The organism is Plectonema radiosum NIES-515, from assembly GCF_025753815.1.
GTDB classification, from domain to species: domain Bacteria; phylum Cyanobacteriota; class Cyanobacteriia; order Cyanobacteriales; family Nostocaceae; genus Hassallia; species Hassallia radiosum_A.
The window spans coordinates 1-23255 of sequence record NZ_JAOWRF010000390.1; the positions used below are offsets into that span (position 1 = coordinate 1).

Consider the following 23255-nt stretch of genomic DNA (forward strand, 5'->3'; position numbering starts at 1 on the left):
CGCTGACCCCAAAGCCCCCCCTCCTCCCTCCCGTCGCGTTTATCTACGAGACTTTGCCGAGGTAATTGATGGCACAGAAAACCAGCGAGTATCTGTGTATCTTAACCGTCAGCCGGCGGTGAAATTGTCAGTTCAAAAGCAGCCTGATGCGAATACAATTACAGTTGTGGAAGGGGTAAAGCAGCGAATTAAACAATTGCAACAATCGGGTTTAATTCCAGCGGATATGGTTTTGACCGCGACCACAGATGAATCTCGCTTCATCCGTAATTCTTTGAATGATGTAATTTTTAATGCGATTTCTGGAGCATTGTTGGCAGCAGCAGCAGTGCTGTTATTTTTGGGGTCATTACGACAAACATTTATTATTAGTCTGGCAATTCCGCTGTGTAGTTTGGCAGCGATCGCTATGATGAAATTGTTTGGCTTGAGTTTAAATGTGTTTAGTTTAGCAGGTCTAACTTTAGGAATTGGTCAAGCAATTGATACATCGGTTGTCATTTTAGAAAATATTTCCGAAAAAGCCGGTAAAACTCCCAATCAGAGAGAGGAAGACTTGGGGACAAGGAGACTTGGGGACAAGGAGAATTCAGAATTCTTTATTGAAAGTGCGATCGCTTCTTCCCAAGAAGTAGAATCAGCGTTAGTCGCTGCTACTGCCGCAAACTTGGTTTCCGTCGTCCCATTTCTTTTAATTGGTGGGTTTATCTCATTACTATTTAATGAACTGATTCTGACAATTGCCTTTGCCGTAGCTGCTTCCCTAGTCGTTGCTGTTACAGTCGTCCCAATGCTAACTTCTCGACTGCTGGCAATCCGTTGGTCTAGTGGTATAAGTAAATTTTGGCTGCTTAAACAATTTAATCGCCGTTTTGAAGATGCTACGCGCTTGTACGGCAGCTTTTTAAGAAAGATTTTACGCTTTCGCTTAGTTGTAGTCACTGCTGCTTTGCTGATTCTCGGTGGTGGCAGCTTTTTCATGGTTGGTCAAATTCCCCAAGAAATTTTACCCCGAATTAATACCGGACAAGCCAACTTGAGAGCGCAGTTTCCACCCGGTACACCTTTGGAAACTTCTCAAAAAGTAATGCAAGTTGTCGATGAGATTTTGATGAAACAACCAGAAACTGAGTATGCTTTCACTACAGTGGGAGGTTCTCTATTTGGTAATAATACTACCGAAAATCCTTTACGGGCAAACAGCACAATTAATCTCAAAGAAGGCACAGATGTCGAAAAGTACGTTAAAAAAGTCACTCAGCAATTAAACAAACTCAACTTGGCAGGAATTCTGCTGCGTCTGAGTCCCGGTCAGGTGCGGGGTTTAATTTTGAGTAATACCCCAGCCCAAGGATCGGAAATTGATGTCATCTTGCAAGGTGAAGATGAAGAAAAATTACGAATAGCTGGCGCCCAAGTCCTGCAAGCTTTAGAAGAAAAAGCAACATCAGCTAGATTTCGACCTGATGGTGATCCCCGGCAACCAGAAATACAAATTCGTCCCGACTGGGAACGAGTTGCGAACCTAGGATTGACAGCACAACAAATTGGGGCAACGATTCAGACAGCAATTCAAGGTTCAGTTCCCACGCAAATTCAACGCGGCAACCGTTTGGTTGATGTGCGGGTACAATTAAATACTGAAGCGATTCAGCGTCCCTCTCAGCTTGAAGGATTACCGCTATTTACAGAAAATAATAAACAAATTCGCCTTTCGGATGTTGCTCGAATTGAAGAAGGTCAAGCTCCTGGTGAAGTGCAGCGAATTAACCAACGTCAAGCTTTTATTATTGCAGGTAACTTAACTGAGGAAGCTAGTCTTGGTGAAGCGATCGCCGAAGTCAATCAAGTACTTAAAAGTATAAAATTACCTGATGGCGTTTCCATTATACCTAGTTCGGCTCAAGAAACTAATCAGGAACTTCAAGATGCTTTGAAAACTTTAGGAGCTTTAGCAGTTTTCCTCATCTTCGTCGTTATGGCTGTACAATACAATTCGCTGCTCGATCCGTTAGTAATTATCTTTACTGTTCCGCTGGCGTTAGCTGGGGGGATTTTTGGACTTTACATTACCAAAACTGCGATCGGTGCAACGGTAATCGTTGGTGTAGTCTTGCTGGTGGGAATTGTGGTGAACGCAGGAATTTTGATGGTGGAATCAGCGAACCAAGTTAGGGAGGAAGAACGTTGTACTCGTGAAATTGCCATCCTCAAAGCCGCTCCGCAACGCTTGCGCCCGATTATGATGACTACTGTCACCACTATTTTGGGACTGTTTCCCTTGGCTTTGGGCATTGGTGAAGGTTCAGAGTTTTTGCAACCCTTGGGGATTGTCGTTTTCTTTGGAATGGCGATCGCGACAATGATGACTTTATTTATTATTCCTTGTTTGTACATTCTGCTCCATGAGTTTCGACCTGGGGATTGGGCAAAGCCTGTTTTAATGCGGTTGCGTTATTTACGGAAAAATCTCAAAACTAAAGTTTAGACTAGAAGATGTGCGATCGCCATCATTAGACAACCTATTTGAAAATTAATTATGCGTTGCCCGAACCCCAAGAGACGTTCCACCGGAACGTCTCTACGTCTTTTCTGGAGCTGTCTATTAGCGATCCCCTACCTTCTCATCAGCAGAACCTATAAAGTAATAGTTGCAATAATCTTCACGATTTGTTACAAAAATACAAAGAACTTCTAGAGACGCAAAACCAAATGTTCGGCGGAATTACTGGTTTAAAAGATCCCAAAGGCACAGATTGGGGAGAGCGGATGCTCAATACTGTAGCTAGCCAAACGATTCGCCATCTGTTTTCCCAAAGCGAATCAGTAGAAGTCTTTGTGCGCTGCTATCCCTCCAGCAAACTGTTGCAAGGCAGCATTGATAGCTTTAAAATGAACGCAAGTGGGGTAGTGATTCGCAAAGATTTCCCCGCAGACGAAATTTCTGTGGAAACCGATGCCGTATCGATTGATTTTGGCTCGGTTTTGAGTGGTAAACTAACTCTCAAGCAACCGACTCAAGCGATCGCTAAAGTCGTTTTATCAGAAGAAGGGATTAATTACTCTTTTAAGGCAGAACTTGTTAAAAAACGTTTGTTAAACCTGACTGTACCTGCCTTAACCGAATTATCTGGTGGGAATCCAGTATCTTTTCCAGAAATTCGGGTAGAATTATTGCCAGAAAATCGCCTGCGAATTTTTGCCAAAGCTGATTTAGGCGATCGCGAACTTGTACCTTTGGATATGACTGTAACTATAGCCGTTGAAAGGCGTCGGCGTGTTTCTTTTAAAGATCCGCAAATTGAACTTGATTCTGTACCAGAAGCGCAAAAGGAAATATCTAAAACCTTGAGTGTAGCACTAGCGGAAATTTTGGATAATATGGTCGATTTAGATCGCTTTGACTTGGATGGAATAAAAATGCGGCTTAACCGTTTGGAAACTGAAGGTAAACAGTTAATTTTTAGTGGTTATGCTGAGATTGAGCGCATCCCACGTACTGGTTAATAGCCACTTCCTATTTTAGACTCAATTAAACGCCGTCTAGATGATTCTAGGCGGCGTTATGATTGATAAGTTTATAGAAAACAGTGGTGAGTAAAGCGATTTCATATTTAAACGCAAAGGGACGCGAAGGTAAACGCAGAGGGACGCAAAGTTTTGGTTAAATATTTCGCTATGAAATGCGTGGAATGGGTGTAGTTATTTCAAAATTTAGGAAAAGGGCAAGGAGAATCTTCCTTTTCCCCTTCATCCCAATTTTGACATTAACCCAAATCAAAAAGCAAGATTTCTGCGCCTAATTGGCTGCTAATTTGCAGTTGTTCTTCAACGCTAATTTGTACACCATCGCCGGCTCTAAGTTCTTCACCATTTAAGGTTGCTATGCCTTGGGCTATTTGTAACCAAGCATAACGATGTGGTTGAAGGTGATAATTTATCACATCACCCGGTTCTAGAACAGATGCGTACAAATCAACATCTTGATGAATGGTGACAGCACCATCGCGTCCATCTTTGGCAGCAATTAAGCGTAGTTTTCCCCGCTTTTCTTCGATAGGAAAAGCTTTTTGTTCATACCTTGGTTTTAAGCCTTGTTTATCGGGAAGAATCCAAATTTGGAGAAGGTGTACTGGTTCTGTTTGTGAGTGATTGTATTCGCTATGGGTAATCCCAGTACCAGCACTCATGACTTGCGCTTCACCGGGAAGAATCACCGAACCCGTACCCAAGCTGTCTTTATGCTCTAGGGCACCTTCTAGGACATATGTGAGAATTTCCATATCCCGATGACCGTGAGTACCAAAACCAGCACCAGGAACAATGCGATCGTCATTAATTACCCGCAGAGCGCGAAATCCCATGCGATTGGGATCGGAAAAATTTCCAAAAGAAAATGTATGGTGACTATCCAACCAACCAATTTTAGTTTGACCGCGTGCGTTTCTATCGTGAATTAGATGGGCAACAGTATTTTGAGACATACGTCTACCTCGCTTTTGATGGTTATTTATATTAATAAAGCAAGCTTTTTTGTTAACAACTCAAGTATCAGCTAAGTCTGAGAATTGAGATTTTTTTCAGGTGGTTGTTAACTATCTCAATAGTAACGGATGTATATACAAAAGGAAAAGTACGCACTTAAAAGTAACGTACTTACCAAAAAGATACTGTATCTAATTGATGGTTGGAGCGTTGGAGCGTTGGAGCGTTGTCACAAATTAATTATTCTTAACTCCTAACTCCTGTACAGATGTTCCACGCTTGAGGTCTCTACTTAACTCCTAACTCCTAACTCCAAACTCCAAACTCCAAACTCCAAACTCCAAACTCCAAACTCCTAACTCCTAACTCCTAACTCCTAACTTCTAACTCCTAACTCCTAACCACTATCCACTCAACTTATCCAGCAAGAACTGTTTGTTGAGTTTTAGTAGTAGCTGAGGCACCGTTACCATTTTCTGTGTTTGTAACTACTGCTGCTTGCAGATGAGCATCTAAGAACCACAGTCGTTTGTCAATGGTGCGAGAAACTTCAGTATAAAGGTCTGCGGTGTCAAGATCGCCCAATTCGTCGGTTTTGTCGATCGCTTCTCTCAAATGCTTGGCATAAGGTGCAAAGCGATCTGCCAATGCTGTCACATGCTCCATTCCTGCCAAAATATCGGTAGGATATTCTGGTAATATAGAATTGGCAGCCGCCATGCGAGCGGTTCCCATTGCATATCCACCTAAAGCTGTTATCCTTTCCGCAATCATATCAACGTACTCTTCCAGTTCGCCGGCGATTTCGTCAAATAATTCGTGCAACTGATAAAAATCAGTTCCTTTCACGTTCCAGTGCGCTTGTTTTACCTGGGTTTTTAGGTCTGAGGTCGCTGCCAAAGTTTTGTTGAGTAATACAACGATCTGCGATCGCGCTTCAGCAGGAATATCAATACGGGTGGGGTAAAGACGAGATGAAAGATTGTTGTCGCTCATAGTTCTATCTTGTTGGCTCGATGAAACTAGTCTACAGCTACTAGTTAAGGGCGCGAAACTCTCTACCGATAGATGGAATTAATCGGTTTGTAAATTATTGTTACTTTCATTCAGCGCACCTCAATAACAATGATTGTCAATTGTGCTGAATGTACCACCAAAAAGGCGATCGCGTATTGTATCGTTCTGTAAGAAGTCATGAGGAAAACCAAGTTCGATTTGGCTGACTTCGTTCAGACGTTGCAGATGTTCTGCCGATAAGCTGACATCTAAACAAGCTAAGTTATCTTGAAATTGCGTTAACTTGCGGGCACCAACAATGGGGATTATCACACCATTTTGATGACGCAACCAAGCCAGTGCAACTTGTGAAGGTGTGTGTCCAATTTCTTCGGCAACTTTAGTGACAACTTCAGCGATCGCTAAATTGCGTTCAGAAATACTTCCTCCTTCCGGATTTGCCAATCGTCTCTGTTCACTGTCGCTACTAGGCTTATTATACTTGCCTGTGAGCACACCACCACCTAAAGGCGACCACGGTGTAACTGCCAAATCGAAAGCTTTTGCCATTGGTAACAAATCGCGTTCTGGTGTGCGCTGAAGCAAATTATACTCAATTTGCAAAGCGACAAAAGGTGTCCAGCCAGAAAATTGCGCGAGGGTGTTTGCTTGTGAGACAATCCAAGCAGGTGTGTCAGAAATGCCAACGTATAGTATTTTACCTTGCCTGACTAAATCATCAAGCGATCGCATGACTTCTTCAATCGGTGTCATGAAGTCCCAAGCGTGCAACCAAAATAAGTCAATATAGTCGGTATTCAAGCGTTTTAAACTGCCTTCTAGCGACTGGAACATATTCTTGCGATGATTGCCACTGCCATTAGGATTATTTTGGCGATCGTTCATCTGTAAAGGGAAAGAATATTTCGTCGCAACTACAAAACGTTCTCGTTCCTTAGCAATCAACTCACCAAGGATTTTCTCACTGCTACCATCAGTGTAGCCATTAGCAGTATCAATAAAATTGCCTCCAGCTTCCACAAAAGCATCAAAAACCTTTTGGCTTTCGTCTTTGGATGCACCCCAACCCCAATCTTCACCGAAAGTCATTGTTCCTAAGCAGAGTTCAGAGACTCTCAAACCGCTTTTGCCTAAGAGTTTGTATCTCATGACTATTTATTCACTTGCTGAAATTAAGTTTATCGATGACTTCTACTATTGTCTTGCAAATTCGGGCTTAAAATATGAAAATTTTGCCTTCTGGTGGGAGATTAATGAGGAGAGAATTTTCATACTTAGGTAATATTGACATAATCTCCACAGTTCATAAATAGATATGTGTTGAAAAATAATGTAGAGACGTAGCAGTGCTACGTCTCTAGGGGTTTTAGATAACGCATATTTAAATTCTGTCGATGTCTAATATAGACTATATATAGACTAGTATTTCAAAAAACAATCCGCTACTTTGATGAATTATTATGTTATCTACGACGGTAATTGCAATCTTTGCGTTACCTTGGTGCAACTATTAGAAACTTTAGATCAAGGCAAGTTGTTTCGCTATACTTCTATGCAAGATGAGCAAACACTTCAAAAGTGGGGAATCACCGCTATTGATTGCGAACAGGGAATGATTTTGATTGATGAAAACGCACCCCAAAGACGCTGGCAAGGTAGTGCGGCAGCGGAAGAAATTGGACGATTATTGCCGTTAGGTAGCGTATTTGTGGATGCTTATCGGGCATTACCAGGAGTAAAATGGGTAGGCGATCGCTTTTACGAACAAATCCGGGATAATCGCTACACTTTATTTGGTAAGCGTTCTAGCACATATCAATCAGCATATTGTGCTGATGGTAGCTGTGAAAAATAGTTGCTGTAGTAAGGGCTTCAGCCCTTTAAAATAATGAGCGGTTCACCGCTCACTACGAACTTACTTACCAGTTTGCTGATTGAAGACTTCTAAAATGTGTCGGCAAAACTGTTTGAGCTTTTCCTCTATTTCTGGGGAAGGTTCAGATATACCAACACAACTCCAATTATCCACCGTCGAAAGTCGCCATACTTCACCCCGATGGTCAAATCCTGCTACTTCTACACCGATCGCTCGACGTAAGTTATTGATCGGATCTTGATAAAATCGGATTTGAATTAGTATACTACGGCTGCGCCAAGATTTACTGATGCCAGGAAAGTGAAAGCCGATATCTATCGAGTCTGGATCGATTAACTCCCTAGTTTCTGGGTCATTTTTCCAGGGTTTGAGATCCGATTTCGCATCAGGAAACTCAAATTTGAACAAGTTAACTACCGTCGCAATGTTGCTAGCAAGTTCAACGTTTGTTGCCTGTTCAGATGCATTCACGCTCATTCACTCCTATTTATCTGTTTTGTATAAGGAATTATCGAAATGCATTTATGCGATCGCTAATAAAATAATGTCCGTTTAATTAACATTAATAAAAACATCGTAACCGTCGTAGAGACGTTCCGTCGGAACGTCTTTACAGTATATGTGATTTGTCAGACATCATATAAAATAGTAAATCAAATAGCAGTTACAATAAATGGTATCATTATTTAGTTGTAAATATTCCGATGGAACGCGAAGCCGTAACAATCCGTTTTCCGGCTGACTTGCTTGCTAAAGCCAAGAAACTAAAATTCGTCAGCGAATCCTTGAATGATTTAGTAGTTGAGGCTTTGGCTCGTGAAGTACGACGCCGGAGGGGATGGGCAGCTCATCAGCGTATTATAGCCCGCAGCGAAACCGTCAAAGCCAAAACGGGAATACAACCTACTTCTGGGGATTTGATTCGCAGTTTCAGAGAAGGGGAAAACCGGCGTGACTAGAGTATTGTGTTTAGATACTAGCGTTTGGATTCCCTACCTTGTACCAGAAATTTATCAACCACAAGCCAGAATTCTTGTAGAAGAAGCATTAAGCCTTAATCTTAGGTTAGTGGCTCCAGCTTTTGCTTGGGCAGAAGTTGGCTCTGTGTTGCGAAAAAAAACCCGGATGCAAGTTATCACCACAGAGGAAGCACAAGCTTTTTTTGAGGACTTTTGCGAACTTCCCATTGATTACATTGAAGCAGAAGCAATTAGGTTAAAAACCTGGGAAATTGCCGAGCAATATAAATTACTTACGCTGTATGATGCCGCATTTTTAGCTTGCGCTGAGAATTCATCTGCGGAGTTTTGGACGGTTGATGCCGCACTTGTCAGGCAACTTATACCTCGACCGGCTTATCTACGAGACATGGGGAAGCCATAATCCACGTTCCTAAGTACAAGCCTTGCATAAATTCCTGACGAAAATTGATCACAAAAACTCTGCGTCACTCTGTCTTGAAAAGTTGTTCATGGGGGTAACGAACATGACCACACTTTTCGCTGCGCTTACCTCCTTTGCTCCTCTGCGTTAAAAAACGCGCTCGTTCTTATGTAAAATATAAACAATGCTGCAAATTTCCAACCAAGTAATCATCCCTGACAGCGATATCGAGATTAGTGCTATTCGTTCTCAAGGAGCAGGAGGTCAAAATGTCAACAAAGTCTCCACCGCAATACATTTGCGTTTCAATATTGGTGCTTCATCCCTACCCGATTTTTATAAAGAACAACTTTTGAAACTCAGCGATCGACGCATCACCCAAGAGGGAGTTGTTGTTATCAAAGCCCAAGAACACCGAACCCAGGAGAAGAACAAAGAAGAGGCTTTAAAACGACTTCAAGAGCTCATTAAAAGCGTCGCAGTCTTACCCCGAAAACGCAAACCAACCAAACCGACTCGCAGCTCTCACAGAAAACGTCTCGATAGCAAAAGCAAGCGAGGACAGCTTAAGTCCATTAGAGGAAAGATCGAGGATTAAAACAGTCCTAATTTTACTCCCTGGTCGTTTTTATCAGCATTTTCTGATGCTATTGGTGCTAAATCTGCGGTCGGTTCAACAACCTTCATGAGCATTTTCTTCAAATCTCAATTTTGAACTTATGATGTAGTCTTCATCAATCTCAAAAGCTAACCAGCGTCTTTGTAAGGTTTCTGCAACCCTACCTGTCATGTTAGAACCGGCGAAAGGTTCTAAAACAATATCCCCTGGTTCTGTACAAAGGTTGATGACAAACTCTGGTAAAGCTTGAGGAAATCTTGCTGGATGTGGCTTAAAACCTTCTTCTTTGCAACGTCGTTGATAATAATCGTTAGAAGCAGTATTTGAGGCAGAAATCACATTTACGGGCTGCACTAAATCTTCAAATAAAACTTCTTGTATGAGAGTTGGTTGTCCTATTTCTTCTTGATCTTTACTGCAACGTCCATCAATAATATTCGGGGGAATAGCTCCTCCTCTATCGTTTCCAAAATTATTGGAAATATCATGACCTGATGGTCTGAGTTTGGGTTTATATCCATTCTTAATCAGGTTCTTCATTGCATTGCTATAAGGCTTTAAAACTCTTCTATTATTAGCTTTAGGATGCGGTTCTTTTGACAACCACCAAATTGTATTTACCGAATCTTTAACTCTTTCCCTGCGAACTGTTACCCATTCAGCGGGGGTAGGAAGTTTAGCTGGATTATACCAATACAATTCTTGTGCTAGATAAAATCCAAGTCCACCTTTTTCTTTTGCTTTGCACAGAGCAACAACTAATTCAAAGTGGTAAAGAGAACGAACTGGCATTCCTTTAATCCAGCTGCCACCAATATCAATAACTAGTGAACCTGTTGGTTTGAGAATACGGTAAAACTGTGCTGCATAATCTTTAAACCATTCCACATATTCGTCAGCATCAACGTTTCCGTATTCTTTTTTCCGAACTAGTGCAAATGGTGGAGAGGTGCAAATCAGGTCGATACTTTCGCTACTGATATCTGCCATTAATTCCAGGCTGTTTCCCAAATAAGCAGCACCAAATATTGTTTTGTAATAAGGTTCGCAATCAAGTTTCATATGAAAGTATTTAGTTTGTAAATATGCATTCCCAGAACCCTTGTAGAGACGTAGCACTGCTACGTCTCTACATTCTTGTATTTAGCTTTGCGACGGACAGGTTTTCAAGGCAGAGGGAACGTCGCACCCAACTAAACTTTCATATCCAAGGTACGCACCAAGAAAGCCCATTTATCTGCGGTTTCTTCGATAATTTTAGCTGTAGGTTTACCCGCACCATGTCCCGCTTTCGTCTCAATTCTAATTAATACAGGATTCTCACCTGTGTGAGCAGCTTGCAAAGCGGCAGCAAATTTGAAACTATGAGCAGGGACAACGCGATCATCATGATCGGCTGTGGTAATCATCGTTGCTGGGTAAGCTGTACCAGGTTTGAGGTTATGCAGTGGGGAATAAGCATAAAGCGCTTTGAACTCTTGTGGGTTATCCGGCGAACCATATTCAGAAATCCAAGCCCAGCCGATGGTAAATTTATGAAAGCGCAACATGTCCATTACCCCGACTGCTGGCAAAGCTGCACCAAACAAATCGGGACGCTGAGTCATGCAAGCACCCACTAATAATCCACCATTACTAGCACCTGCGATCGCTAATTTATCACTCTTGGTATACCCATTGCCAATCAACCACTCGGCAGCAGCAATAAAGTCATCAAAAACATTCTGCTTTTTCAGCTTCATTCCCCCTTGATGCCATTCTTCACCATATTCACCACCACCACGTAGATTGGGAACCGCATAGACACCACCCATTTCTAGCCATACTATGGTACCGGCAGAAAAATTCGGAGTTAGAGAGATATTAAAACCCCCATAAGCAGACAGTAAGGTCGGATTATTTCCATCAAGTTTTATACCTTTTTTATAAGTAATAAACATCGGCACTTGCGTATTATCTTTGCTGCGATAGAAAACTTGTTTAGTTTCATAATCAGCAGAATTAAAATCTACCTTTGGCTGACGAAAAACTTGACTTTTTCCGCTTACTATGTCGTAGCGATAAATAGTTGGTGGTGTGGTATAGCTAGTGAAGCTATAAAAAGTTTCCGTATCATGACGTTTACCGTTAAAGCCTCCCACTGAACCAAGTCCGGGTAATTCTACCTCTCTGACAAAAGTGCCGTTGAGGTCAAAAATTTTGATTTGGCTATGAGCATCTTTGAGATAATCAGCAACAAACTGATTGTTGAGGATACCGACACTTTCCAGAGTTTCCACCGCTTGGGGAATTATTTCAATCCATGCTGATTTCTTGCCGTTTTTACTATCAATGGCAATAACTTTGGCACGGGGTGCATCTAAATCTGTACGGAAATAAAAGACGCTATCATCATTATCGATAAAGCTATAATCTGCTTCAAATTGATTAATTAGTTCGACTACTTCGGCATCTGGGTTAGTCAAATCTTTGTAAAAAAACAGATTTTTCGAGTCAGTTCCCAACCAAACGGAAATTACTAAATAATGTCCATCTTCTGTGACACCACCGCTAAATCCCCATTCTTTTTCGTCTGGACGTTGGTAAATTAATATGTCTTCTGTTTGGGATGTACCCAATTTGTGGTAATAAAGCTTTTGATAATAGTTGACATCTTCTAATTTGGTTTTTTCATTTGGTTCATCGTAGCGGCTGTAGAAAAAGCCTTGATTGTCATTTGTCCAGGATGCACCAGAGAATTTAATCCACTTGAGATGGTCTGGTAAATCTTCAGTTGTTTCCACATCTCGCACTTTCCATTCTTGCCAGTCAGAACCAGATGAGGATAAACCGTATGCTAAAAGTTTACCGTTTTCACTGATAGATAAACCGGAAAGCGCAACAGTACCATCTGTTGAAAGTTTGTTGGGATCGAGTAAAACTTTTGGTTCACCGTCGAGACTTTTTAAGGTGTAGAGAACGCTTTGGTTTTGCAGTCCATCGTTTTTGAAATAAAAGTAGTTTTCGCCTTCTTTCCAAGGGATACTATATTTTTGATAATCCCACAATTTGGTAAGGCGCTGTTTGATTTTTTCTCTTGCGGGAATTTCATTCAGGTAGCCAAAGGTAACTTTATTTTCTGCTTCAACCCAAGCTTTGGTTTCTTCTGAGTCAGGGTCTTCTAAGAAGCGGTAAGGATCTGCAACTATAGTACCGTGGTAGTCATCAACGCGATCGCTCTTACGGCTGGATGGATAAGGAGAGTGTTTTTCGCTGGGCATAGTAAACGCTAATTTTTTCGTTACATAATTCTAAGATAGAACAAGACTAAATCTTGGCAAATATTGACAGTGCGTAGGCGTAGCCCGTCGTAGACATCGCCGACATCATCAATCAGGAGGAAATCAAGCAGTACTGGGGGATTTCAATCGCAGCTACACAAACTAAACTTGGCTACTACGCGGGTTTCAACTTTTATTAAGTCCGCGCACCATCCGGACTTTTTACGCGCAACGCCGCGACTAGAAGTCGCCAATGCTATTTTTGGTAATAGATGAGTTAATTAGAGGTTGATATGACAGCACTTACATTAAACCTCAATTCTGTAATTAAACTGACAAGAGAGCAGTTTTATCAATTGTGTGAAGAAAACCCCGATTTAAAATTAGAACGCAATGCCCAAGGAGAATTGATTATAATGCCACCTACGGGAGGAGAAACAGGGAGAAGTAATTCTACTATTAACGCTCAAATATGGTTCTGGAACGACCAAAATCAATTAGGCGAAATTTTTGATTCATCAACTGGATTTACTTTACCTTCAGGGGCTGACCGTTCTCCTGATGTTTCTTGGGTAGAAAAATCTCGTTGGGATACTTTAACTAAAGAGCAAAAAGAAAAATTTATTCCCCTATGTCCTGATTTTGTCATTGAAATAATGTCACCTAATGACAACTTGAAAAAAACTCAGAAGAAGATGCAAGAGTATATCGAAAATGGGTGTCGTCTTGGTTGGTTGATCAACCGAAAAAAACAGGAAGTAGAAATTTATCGTCCAGGACAAGATGTGGAAGTTTTAAAATTACCTCAAACTATTTCTGGGGAAAATATTCTACCTGGTTTTGCACTCAATCTGCAACGAATTTGGGGATAGATACGAATTATCCCATTAAAACAATCGAAATTAAGTTGCCAGAAAAGTACCCCGAAAGGTTACTGCTGTTCCAATACGGTTCGGTTAAGAATATTTGTGAACCCAAAACCCTTGTAGAGACGAAGCATGTGCAACGTCTCTACATACGTTAACCGAACCATATTGACTGCTGTTCTGCAAACAGTCTTGCCCAGAAATGTTGATGTATTGACTTGCCAAAAGTAATGGGACTTAAAAAACTGACTCTTTAGGAAATTAACAAAAGAGCGTTGCTGAATTAAAGTATGAATTATGCGATCGCCTCAAGTTTTGCTTTTACTTGGTTGCGATCGCTACATGCCATTAAAATAAAGAATCTACAACTGTGGTAGTTGTAACAAGTAAATGTCTAGACAAGTCTTGGATTTATATAGCAGGTTAACTCAACAATTCTCCAGTCTCTTGCAGAGAGTGCAAGCGGCGATAAATTCCTTCATGACGCAACAATTGATCGTGACTACCCACTTCAACAATCCTACCTTGATCTAGAACCACAATCTTATCTGCTTCGCGGACTGTACTCAAACGGTGAGCAATAATTATTGTAGTACGAGTTCCTTGAATTGATCGCATGGCTAACTGAATCAATCTCTCAGACTCATAATCTAAGCTAGATGTTGCTTCGTCAAAAACTAGCACATCTGGTTCAACTAATAACGCTCTAGCAATTCCTAAACGCTGTCTTTGTCCTCCAGATAACCTCACACCACGTTCACCGACAACTGTGTAATAACCTTCAGGTAAAAAGCGGATTACGTCATCTAATTTGGCAATTCTACAGGCTTCTTCAACTTCATTAAAATTCGCTTGTCGATTGCCATATTTTAAATTATCCAACAAAGTACCGTTAAAAACGTCTACTTCTTGGTGAACGATCGCTAAACGTCGGCGATAATTACCAACATCTAATGTGACAATATCTTGCCCATCAATCAATATTCTTCCCTGATTCGGCTCAAAATAGCGAAACAACAATTTCACTAAAGTAGATTTCCCCGAACCCGATCGCCCAACCAGCGCTACTGTCTGATATGGTTCGATTAACAAGTTGATGTCTTCCAGAACCGGACGGTTAGCATCATACCCAAAAGTTAGATGAGACAACTCAATTTTGCCGGTAAAACTATAAGCTGATTCACTCTCTACCAAACTAGCTGCATCTACCCCAATCGGCTGCTGCATTAATTCGTGATATCCCAACATTGAAGCATAACGACGGGCAAAAATTTCCGCAAGGCTGCTGATAGGTTCCAACTCAGCATAAGCCATGCTGGAAACTGTTAAAGTCGTCAGAAAATGTCCTAAAGAAATCTCACCTTTTACCGTCGCTGCTAAAGTTAAACCTAGGATCGCAAACACACAAAACTGAACGAATGCCGTTCTCAAAGTACTTAACTTTATATAACCAAGATGGATGCGGTAATCTGCTACTTTAAACTCGCGGTTAAGTCGTTGTTTTTGGCGTTTGAATTCTAGTGTTTCTGTGGCAAATGCTTTAACTGTTTTGATGTTAGTGATAATTTCTGAATTACGGCTTTGGGTATTTTCCATGTATTTATCTAGCCGTTTTTCTTGTTCTATCAGCTTGTTTAAATCTTTTATTGTGAAGCTGAAGATTAGCAGGAACGAAATCAAAAATAGTATGGCAATACGCCACTCAATTAACAAGATTACTACAAAAATTCCCAATACTCTAAACAGTTTAGGAATCATTTGTCCGGCGACTTCTGGATAAGTCCAAGTGTGATTTTCTAAACCTCTAGATATTTTACCTGCAATGCGTCCAGGATTATTTTCGTCGTAAAACTCTAGGGGCAAAGTGAGTATTTTCGCTACCGCTTTTTTTAAGTGATCTCGTCTGGTACGCAAAGCAATATCCCAATGAAACCACCAAGTTGACCAGATTTGAATTGGCGCTCTGGCAACGGTAACTAAGAAGATTACACTCATTAGCACTGCCAAAGATGATAACCGATTTTGTGGTAATTTAGTCAGGTTAGCAATTGCAGCGATCGCATTCTCTATTGCATTATCTAGGGGTTGTCCCGAAAGTACGTTTAAAATCTGCCCTGTGGCATATGGTACAACCAAATCGATAATTTCAAAGATGCTCGCTGCGGCAATACTAAATATAACCGCTACTCGATAGCGATCGTAGTATTTGAGAATGTCTCTAAATTTTGCCATGATGCACTCTATTTAATAAGTAGAGACGTAAAGAGTGGAACGTCTGTACAAAAGTGATGAGTTGTGTTTGAAATCCTCACTTTTCACGCTTAACTCTTGACTACTTGACGTTCCAGTTTAGCCCTAGATTTTTTATATTACATTTGTAGTTATTTGTAGTCAATAACCACTTAGAGTAAATCATCCTTTGGGAGTAGCTGACACTTGTCCGGGAAAAAATTCTAGACGATAGCGATAAAGCGCGACTGGATGAGAGCCTGCTTTAAAGTAATCTGGATCTTGAGGAGAAAGGTAGACAGCAGTAACTTGATCTGCTTCTATCGCTGGATTGGATGTAGAAAGTTGCTGGTAAGCGGTTGTTGATTCTACAAAGTTGAAATAAGGATTAGAACCACCTTTAAATAGCTGCTGAAAAACTTCTGTAGTGATGAACTTATTATCAGGTGTAGTTTCTGTAGCGCGTGCGGTGACAATAGAAACTAACTGAAGATTGCCTTTTAACAATGTAATTTGACGATTGGGTGATTTTGGATCTACTTTGACTGATAACACGCGATCGCCTAAATAAGTCCGTGCCAAATTCAAGCTATTAAATGCCCTATCCGCAACTAAAACCAGCGATTTTGTATCTATCCGAGGTATGAATTTTAAACCAGTAATCGGTAATTGCTGTTTCACAAATCGGACTGGAAAACTCACAGGTTGATTTAGTTGTCGGCGATTCCCGATCATACCTGGTGTGATTATATCTGGTGCTAAAGGTGCAGCCAAATCTATTAAAGTACTTTTAAGCAGCCAATTACCCGCCATCCAATCAGGATAAATTAAATCACCTTCAGGCGATCGCACCGAAGTTATTCTTTCCCACTGAGGAAAATTCCCCAACCTTTGACTTAATTCTCCCGCTGCTGCTTCTGAACCAGGCAGCAGAAATAAAAAAATCAAGCAAACACTTAAAATCGCTTTCATCGCAAGGATTAGAGATATATATTGCAAAGTCTTAATTTTTTTGTGATTTAGAACCAATTTAATAATAATTAAAATTAAATTTTCTTTATTAAACTTAACATATGCAACAACAAACTAAACAAAAACATAACTACCCAACGTAATTTCTTCGGGTTAGAGCGAAGCAAGCGTACCTAGAAAATTTTTAATTTATCTTCTGTGATGCTTACTCCCTAACGTTTTTGAAGTTTTAGATAAGTAAGTCTTCATGATTCTCCTTAACTAAGCTATTATTGAATTAGATAGTGTCATTTTATTTGTATAATAGGCTAAAACTCAAGTATAAATACTTAATTAATTAATTGGAATTATTTACTGATTGTAGAATTACTTATCTTGAAAACTTGACCGTATACTATGCTTCTATGGAATACTACAGATAAAGAGCAACTAGCTTTGAACTAAAGTCAGGTATAAAAGTTGCTTTTGAGCCGGCTGGTGCTTTTTTTGTCACCAGATATGCGAACAACAGAAAAAACCTCCTTTGTTGGCACTGGAGTGAAAATATTTTTCGGGTGCTATTTCAAATAAATTCCTATTTATAGTTCTTGAAGTAATGAGCCTATCTAGTTCTTTTACGGATTTTTCCTTGGCGGAATTATTCCAATTGATTGACCAAGGGCGAAAATCAGGTTGTTTGAGTGTCTGTACTTTACCAGACCTTCATTTGAGTGGATCTAAATCCCTACATTACTATATCTGGTTTCGCCAGGGGCGTATTGTCGCTGCGGCTAATCGCTTAAATGGTCAGGAATTAGTCTCTAAGATCATCAAAAGAAAGTGGTGTAACCTGAAGAGTGAAAATGTTTCTAGAAGTGTTGCAGGAACACCTTTGGGTTTAGAGTTGAAAACCGAAGGATTGCTAAGTGCTGAACAACTCAATTTATTATTTGCCAGCCAATTGCAACAAGTTCGTAAACTGTTTGAAATTCAAACCGGTGTATTTAAACTTGATAGCAAAGCTACTTTGCCTTGGACAGAGATGACAGGATTAAGCCTAAGAGCAACTGAAGTAGCGCTGATGGCTTTGAGAGCATTGAAAAACTGGGAAGTATTAGCTGATGTACTTCCAGATATGAGTTCTGGGATTAAAAGTATTACACAAAACAAACCACAATTTCGCTTGAATCCTTTCGAGTGGCAAGTGTGGGAGTTTGCGAATGGAACTGTTGATTTAAGTGCGATCGCTTTTAAACTCAATCAACCTAGATTAATAGTTCAACAAGCTGCTTTCCGGCTAATGCTTGCAGGTTTGGTAGAAGAAGTTTCTTTGCAGCAATCTACACCTAAACTAAATAATTACCCGATAGATGAAAGTCAAGGAAATACTTCTAGCTGGGGACAAAAAAAAGCCCCAGAACCAAACATGCTGAAGATAAGTACAGCATTTTTACAAAATTTAGTCGGTTTTTTAAGGAGTAAAGCTTAATGGAAATCCTACGCATAGTAATTACGGGTGGCGTAGGTGCAGGAAAAACAAGCTTGATTCGCACAATTAGTGAAATTGATGTAGTTGACACCGATCGGCAAGTTACCGATGAACTAGCAGAACTGAAGGCTAAAACTACCGTAGCAATGGACTTTGGGCGGATAACTATAGCAGCCAATCAATCACTGCACCTTTATGGCACACCAGGACAAATGCGATTTGACTTTATGTGGGACATCCTGATTCGTAAAGCGCAAGCTTACATCATGTTAGTAGCTGCACACCGCCCCGATCATTTCCGTTATGGTCGCAAAATTTTCAAGTTTATGAATGAAAGGGTGCAAATTCCTTATTTAATTGGGGTGACTCATACTGATTGTCTGGATGCTTGGGAATTAGAAGATGTGGCATTAGCTTTGGGATTTGTCGATGAAACTACGCGATCGCCTTTGATAGCTGTAAATGCTACTGAACCAGCTTCAGTAAAAGAAGCATTAATGGCGATGGTTTTAGAATTAGGCAAATCTTGCCAGCATCAACCTTAACAAACAAAGCAAATACAAAAAAAGAATACCAAAAGTAAAAAATGATTCTTGCTTTTATTCGCGTTTTCCTTTTAACTTTATTTTGTGTTGGTATTAAATTATCGAAATCCATGTCATGGAAATAACCTTATTGCAATAAGCAGCTTACCGCCTATGCCTCTAGGCAAAATCCTGAAGCTACTCGCTGAGGCATTTCAGAAAACGCCTACTGAGTCTGTAAATGCATCAAATTTGCCAACAACCGAGAATACGACTTTACCAACAACTAGCGAAAAGACTGAAACATCACCACTAGTTACGGAATCTCCGTCACTAATAAGTACGGAAAACACGGAAATAGATTTACCAATAATTTTGGAGGAAAAAGTCATGATTAACATTTCGATGCTACAAGACGAGCTGCAAAACTTTGTCAGCAGCACCTCTGAAGTTCAAGGCGCAGCCTTAGTCAGTCCTGATGGGTTGGCTTTAGTTTCGGTACTACCGGGAGGTATGGACGACGAACGTACCGCCGCAATGTCTGCATCTATGCTTTCTTTGGGCGAACGCATCGGACGCGAACTGGCTCGCGGTAACGTTGAGCGAATTGTAGTGCAAGGTGAGAAAGGCTACGGAGTTTTGGTTGGCTGTAGTGGTGACGCTGTTTTATTGGTTCTCGCTAATGCATCGGTAAAACAAGGCTTGTTGTTTCTAGAAATCAAGCTAGCCGTTGCCAGAATAGCACCTTTACTTAGTTAGCTAATAACAGAAAGCAATCCGTATTCAGATTTGTGGATTGCCGATTTTCTCTCTTAACTTGCCATGATTAATTTACAACTAATTTGTCACTTTAATTTCGGCAAAATCAAAGAAAAAATCAGGAAAACTTTCTCAGTTTCAAGTTGATGATTTATCAGGTCTGGCTCTACTGCAATCAAAATAATTGGTTTTTATTAATTTTAGGAGAGAAGAATCATTTATGTTACGTCCAATATTGGGAGATTTCAGCAGTATAACTTGTTTCAAGTTGGCAATTGTCGGCATGGAAGATGCTTTGGGTGAAAAAGCAACAGCGATCGCTTTAATTGCAGCCGGTCGCTGTCGTGGTAAACATTTAGCAAAAGAATTAAGTTTAACAGCCGCAAACTTGTCTTTAGATGATATTGCCTCCCAAGTTGGGTTTGCTTTAGGTAAAGAGGGTACTCGTTTGTGTCTCATTAATCGTATGGAGGCTCAAGGAAATGTTATCAAAGTTTACACTTCGGAAACTTTATGTTCTACGGGTGAAGCCCCAGGTTCGGAGCGTAAATGTAGTTACACCCTCGGTGCTGTTTGGGGAGTATTAGAGCAGACCTTCGGCAAGCGGTTACAAGGCAAACACACAGAATCCGTGCTTCGCGGTGGTGAGTACGATGTATTTGAGTTTACTGAATTATGACGAGTCAAAAATACGAAGAGAATTTTGAGATCGAGTTGTATACGTAGAGGTTACTGTGTGGGCTGCTAAATGTTGACCGTTATCGGTAAATAGAGTCAATAGTCATCGGAAATTTCCCTTTCTCGTAACAGTTACATCAGTTCTGGGTTTTTTAATTTTTAACTAAGGAGATTCTAGTCATGGCTATAGAACCACACGCATTTATGTCCACAGTTGAAAAGCGTATTGGCTTTACAGATGAGGACAAAGCTCTGTTAAACTCAGAGGCAGATTGGGGGTTAAAAGTTGCTCCAGAGATGGCTGACCACTTTTACGCTTACCTGGGACGTGACGTGGAAATGAATGCGATTTTGAACGTTGGGGATGGACGCATCGATCGCCTACGCGAAACCTTTATTGAATGGTTTCATGAGATGTTCACAGGTATGGATAACTGGGGGAAAGCCTACGCGGATCGCCGTTGGAAAATTGGTTTGGTTCACTTCCGAATTGGCATTGAACCTCAACACGTTGTTCCAGCGATGGCGACTGTGGTAAACAAAGTAGATAAAAGCCTAAAAGCCAATGGTAAAAGTGAAGCTCTCAAAGATTCTCTCAGTCGAGTCTGCATGATTGACTTGGCTTTTATTGAGCAAGCTTATTTAGAATTACCTATAGCTGCTATTATCAAAGAAACTGGCTGGTCAGAAGCTTTGTTTAGGCGGATAGTTGCTACTGGGGTACGTGAGATGTAACTAACCTACCAACTAATATCAAGTTCGGTTAATTACCTCGTTAAAACGTTTATTGCTAATGGCTAATGACTAATTGTTAATTGCCATTAGCCATTAGCCTTTACCAGCCTGATATAGCGTTTCCTAGTCTTGAGGTACAAATTTATCTGCGTCCATCGGCGTTTATCTATCTTCCGAAGCGGTTAATTCTTTCTTTCTTTCTTTCTTTCTTTCTTTCTGTACAAAAATGAATGTGGGAATCGCTATAACTGTTAATTAACATTTAACAGTTTATCCACTAACCAGTAACTATTTTTCGTGTTGTTCGTAAGCAGCGACAATTCGCTGAACTAAAGCATGGCGCACGACATCTTTTTGAGAAAATTCACAAAAGGAGATGCCTTGAACATTTTTTAAAATGTGCAACGCTACCGATAATCCAGATTCTTGGTGAGGTAACAAATCGGTTTGTGTGATGTCACCTGTAATCACCATCCGAGAATGAAAGCCCAAACGAGTCAAAACCATTTTCATTTGAGAGGGTGTGGTATTTTGAGCTTCGTCTACAATCACAAAAGCGTTATTGAGAGTGCGTCCCCGCATATAGGCTAGGGGTGCAACTTCTATTACACCGCGTTCCATCAAATTCGGTACTTTTTCGGGGTCGATAAATTCATTGATGGCGTCGTAGAGTGGACGGAGATAGGGATTAACTTTTTGTTGTAAGTCTCCAGGCAAAAAGCCGAGTTTTTCACCGGCTTCGACGGCAGGACGAGTTAAAATAAGCTTTTCAAATTCGTTGGACAGAAGTGCTTGCACAGCAACGACAACAGCCAGAAAAGTCTTGCCAGTACCAGCAGGACCGACGCAGAATGTCAAGTCTCGTTGACGTAGAGCATTGATGTACTGTCGCTGTCGAAAGGTTTTGGCACGGATTTCTTCTCCACGACGAGTTTTAGCAAGAACATCTCGCTGCAATTCGTGTAACTCTTCTTCTCGATCGCTATCTAAAGCCTGACGAGCTGTTAAAATATCGGCACTAGTGATGGTATTACCTTGAGTCCACAAATCTTCAAGCGATCGCACTAATCGACTAGCTAAATCAATTTGTTTTTCTGTACCAGCAATGTGTAATTCTTGTCCCCGTAGCACCAGGTTAGCTCCTGTTTGCCTGGATATGGTTTTGAGATTTTCTTCATGTTGTCCCGCTAGCGCGATCGCGCTCTCGATATTCGGCAGTTGAATTGGCAAGGCACCTGCCATAGTATTTCTTATGTGTGAGGAATTGTTCTTTGTGTATGCATATAGCCTGCCAAAAATGGCTTAATTTAAGGTCGCATGGCAAGCCATGCGACCCTAAATATAATTTTTGAGATAAATCTCAAAAGTAGATGTAGTCATTTCCGGTTTGACTTTGCCACAAGTAATTCTGAGAAGTGGAAAACTCAAAACAATTGTTACCGCTTATCCCCATCTTGTACCGGAAGTGCCAAATTTTCAAATTCTTCAATAAACCCGCATAAAGGCGTTTACCCTAGGATAGCAGGCTTATTGAAGACGATGGGCGTGGACTTCACTGCCTAACCGCAGAGTAAAGTAATTTACTTCCTAGTTGAAACTAGAGCGGACGCGGGGTTTAACAATAGGTCGTGGTGAGTCGTTTTCTTCTCTTGGTCTCGATTTTGGTGCTGGTAATCGCTCTTCGGAGTCTTCATCAAAAGACATACCTTCTCGACCTTGGGCATTACTGCCGTAGATATCTAGGTATACTGATTGTCCAGCTGTTTCAGCGGCAGCGGCAATAACCGTGCGAATCGCCTGGATATTGCGTCCTCCGCGACCAAACACTTTTCCTTTATCTGAACTGTCAAAGGCTATGCGAATCCAAATTCGTTTGAGGATGTGAGAAATTTCACAATCGACGCTCAAAGACTGCGGAGATTCCAAAAACGGCTGCACTAAAAACTTTACCAGCCTAACGTAGTCAGGACTGGCTGTCCTCGATTTTGTTTCGTCGTTATGATGCGGCTTTTGCACTGAGCTGTTCAAAAACATTAGCTTTTTGTAAGATGCTACGCACGGTGTCAGTTGGTTGAGCGCCTTGTTGCAGTCGCTTCACGATACCGTCAACATCAAGTCGCACTTCATCGGTTCTGGGGTTGTAGAATCCAAGTTCTTCTAGGGGACGACCATCGCGGCGAGCGAGGCTGTTAATAGCGACAATACGATAACTTACTTCCCGTTTTTTTCCGTATCGCTTCAAGCGCAGTTTAATCATGATTGAGAAAATATTCTCCTATGCGTGACCTATCAGTTTGTAGCTTGTTGATGCTGGAATGCTAATTTTAGCACTAGCCTAGCATTAACTGCCATGAGTCAATGGGCAATGGGGCATGGGGCATGGG

The 23255-nt window shown here is 40.9% G+C and carries 23 protein-coding genes; 12 read left to right on the forward strand and 11 right to left on the reverse strand.

Annotated features, from left to right (window positions below):
- Together OGM63_RS27520 and OGM63_RS27525 are read left to right on the forward strand one after the other, a co-directional pair.
- Positions 1–2488, forward strand: a 2488-nt coding sequence (locus OGM63_RS27520) for an efflux RND transporter permease subunit (protein WP_263748912.1), incomplete at its 5' end; no start/stop codon positions are given.
- A gap of 182 nt (positions 2489–2670) precedes the next feature.
- Entirely contained in the window at positions 2671–3507 is an 837-nt protein-coding gene (locus OGM63_RS27525) for an LmeA family phospholipid-binding protein (protein ID WP_318528557.1), read from the forward strand.
- A 260-nt stretch (positions 3508–3767) separates the two neighbouring features.
- On the opposite strand, the gene OGM63_RS27530 is transcribed toward OGM63_RS27525, so the two are convergent.
- From OGM63_RS27530 to OGM63_RS27540, 3 genes are all read right to left on the reverse strand, one after another.
- Positions 3768–4484, reverse strand: coding sequence for a pirin family protein (locus OGM63_RS27530; protein WP_263748913.1), 717 nt, complete (start codon positions 4482–4484; stop codon positions 3768–3770).
- Between the two features lie 418 nt (positions 4485–4902).
- Positions 4903–5481, reverse strand: a complete 579-nt coding sequence (gene dps, locus OGM63_RS27535) for a DNA starvation/stationary phase protection protein Dps (RefSeq protein ID WP_263748914.1) — start codon at positions 5479–5481, stop codon at positions 4903–4905.
- 120 nt (positions 5482–5601) lie between these two features.
- Positions 5602–6651: an aldo/keto reductase gene (locus tag OGM63_RS27540; RefSeq protein ID WP_263748915.1), complete on the reverse strand. Its 1050-nt coding sequence runs from the start codon at positions 6649–6651 to the stop codon at positions 5602–5604.
- Positions 6652–6952: 301 nt separating this feature from the next.
- Here OGM63_RS27540 and OGM63_RS27545 point away from each other — a divergent pair, with 301 nt between their 5' ends.
- On the forward strand, positions 6953–7357 hold the full coding sequence (locus OGM63_RS27545) for a thiol-disulfide oxidoreductase DCC family protein (protein WP_263748916.1): 405 nt from the start codon (positions 6953–6955) through the stop codon (positions 7355–7357).
- A 60-nt stretch (positions 7358–7417) separates the two neighbouring features.
- Here the strand turns inward: OGM63_RS27545 and OGM63_RS27550 are convergent, their stop codons facing one another.
- Entirely contained in the window at positions 7418–7849 is a 432-nt protein-coding gene (locus OGM63_RS27550; protein WP_263748917.1) for a Tery_1686 family protein, read from the reverse strand.
- A 233-nt stretch (positions 7850–8082) separates the two neighbouring features.
- Between OGM63_RS27550 and OGM63_RS27555 the strand changes: the two genes are divergently transcribed.
- The 3 genes from OGM63_RS27555 (at position 8083) to arfB (ending at position 9359) form a co-directional block, all read left to right on the forward strand.
- On the forward strand, positions 8083–8337 hold the full coding sequence (locus OGM63_RS27555; RefSeq protein WP_263748918.1) for a YlcI/YnfO family protein: 255 nt from the start codon (positions 8083–8085) through the stop codon (positions 8335–8337).
- Positions 8330–8761 (forward strand): type II toxin-antitoxin system VapC family toxin, encoded by a 432-nt coding sequence (locus OGM63_RS27560; RefSeq protein ID WP_263748919.1) that lies wholly within the window; start codon positions 8330–8332, stop codon positions 8759–8761. The genes OGM63_RS27555 and OGM63_RS27560 overlap by 8 nt, the downstream gene beginning before the upstream one ends.
- 184 nt (positions 8762–8945) lie before the next feature.
- Positions 8946–9359: an alternative ribosome rescue aminoacyl-tRNA hydrolase ArfB gene (arfB, locus tag OGM63_RS27565; RefSeq protein ID WP_263748921.1), complete on the forward strand. Its 414-nt coding sequence runs from the start codon at positions 8946–8948 to the stop codon at positions 9357–9359.
- A gap of 75 nt (positions 9360–9434) precedes the next feature.
- On the opposite strand, the gene OGM63_RS27570 is transcribed toward arfB, so the two are convergent.
- Complete coding sequence (locus tag OGM63_RS27570) at positions 9435–10442, reverse strand: DNA-methyltransferase (protein WP_263748922.1); 1008 nt, start codon at positions 10440–10442, stop codon at positions 9435–9437.
- Positions 10443–10573: 131 nt separating this feature from the next.
- The gene (locus OGM63_RS27575; RefSeq protein WP_263748924.1) at positions 10574–12640 is read right to left on the reverse strand and encodes a prolyl oligopeptidase family serine peptidase; all 2067 of its coding nucleotides are present in this window, start codon (positions 12638–12640) and stop codon (positions 10574–10576) included.
- Between the two features lie 293 nt (positions 12641–12933).
- On the opposite strand from OGM63_RS27575, the gene OGM63_RS27580 reads away from it, so the two are divergent.
- Positions 12934–13512 carry a Uma2 family endonuclease gene (locus OGM63_RS27580; protein WP_263748925.1) on the forward strand — a complete coding sequence of 193 codons (579 nt, stop codon included), beginning with the start codon at positions 12934–12936 and terminating at the stop codon, positions 13510–13512.
- A 417-nt stretch (positions 13513–13929) separates the two neighbouring features.
- Here OGM63_RS27580 and OGM63_RS27585 read toward each other — a convergent pair whose 3' ends face one another.
- Positions 13930–15738: an ABC transporter ATP-binding protein gene (locus OGM63_RS27585; protein ID WP_263748926.1), complete on the reverse strand. Its 1809-nt coding sequence runs from the start codon at positions 15736–15738 to the stop codon at positions 13930–13932.
- Between the two features lie 180 nt (positions 15739–15918).
- Positions 15919–16707, reverse strand: coding sequence for a DUF6816 family protein (locus OGM63_RS27590; protein ID WP_263748927.1), 789 nt, complete (start codon positions 16705–16707; stop codon positions 15919–15921).
- A gap of 595 nt (positions 16708–17302) precedes the next feature.
- Between OGM63_RS27590 and OGM63_RS27595 the strand changes: the two genes are divergently transcribed.
- The 5 genes from OGM63_RS27595 (at position 17303) to OGM63_RS27615 (ending at position 20871) form a co-directional block, all read left to right on the forward strand.
- Entirely contained in the window at positions 17303–18175 is an 873-nt protein-coding gene (locus tag OGM63_RS27595; RefSeq protein WP_263748929.1) for a DUF4388 domain-containing protein, read from the forward strand.
- A complete protein-coding gene (locus tag OGM63_RS27600) occupies positions 18175–18720 on the forward strand; it encodes a GTP-binding protein (protein ID WP_263748930.1) in 546 nt (181 codons plus the stop codon). Before OGM63_RS27595 ends, OGM63_RS27600 begins: the two co-directional genes overlap by 1 nt.
- Positions 18721–18873: 153 nt before the next feature.
- Positions 18874–19458, forward strand: coding sequence for a roadblock/LC7 domain-containing protein (locus tag OGM63_RS29670; protein WP_318528558.1), 585 nt, complete (start codon positions 18874–18876; stop codon positions 19456–19458).
- 220 nt (positions 19459–19678) lie between these two features.
- Positions 19679–20137, forward strand: coding sequence for a hypothetical protein (locus OGM63_RS27610; protein ID WP_263748932.1), 459 nt, complete (start codon positions 19679–19681; stop codon positions 20135–20137).
- Between the two features lie 179 nt (positions 20138–20316).
- Complete coding sequence (locus OGM63_RS27615; RefSeq protein WP_263748934.1) at positions 20317–20871, forward strand: protoglobin domain-containing protein; 555 nt, start codon at positions 20317–20319, stop codon at positions 20869–20871.
- A 288-nt stretch (positions 20872–21159) separates the two neighbouring features.
- Here OGM63_RS27615 and OGM63_RS27620 read toward each other — a convergent pair whose 3' ends face one another.
- From OGM63_RS27620 to rpsP, 3 genes are all read right to left on the reverse strand, one after another.
- Entirely contained in the window at positions 21160–22113 is a 954-nt protein-coding gene (locus OGM63_RS27620) for a PhoH family protein (RefSeq protein WP_263748936.1), read from the reverse strand.
- Between the two features lie 345 nt (positions 22114–22458).
- A complete protein-coding gene (locus OGM63_RS27625) occupies positions 22459–22899 on the reverse strand; it encodes a KH domain-containing protein (protein ID WP_263748937.1) in 441 nt (146 codons plus the stop codon).
- Positions 22868–23128, reverse strand: a complete 261-nt coding sequence (gene rpsP / locus OGM63_RS27630; protein WP_029634085.1) for a 30S ribosomal protein S16 — start codon at positions 23126–23128, stop codon at positions 22868–22870. The genes OGM63_RS27625 and rpsP overlap by 32 nt, the downstream gene beginning before the upstream one ends.
- Between the last annotated feature and the right edge of the window lie 127 nt (positions 23129–23255).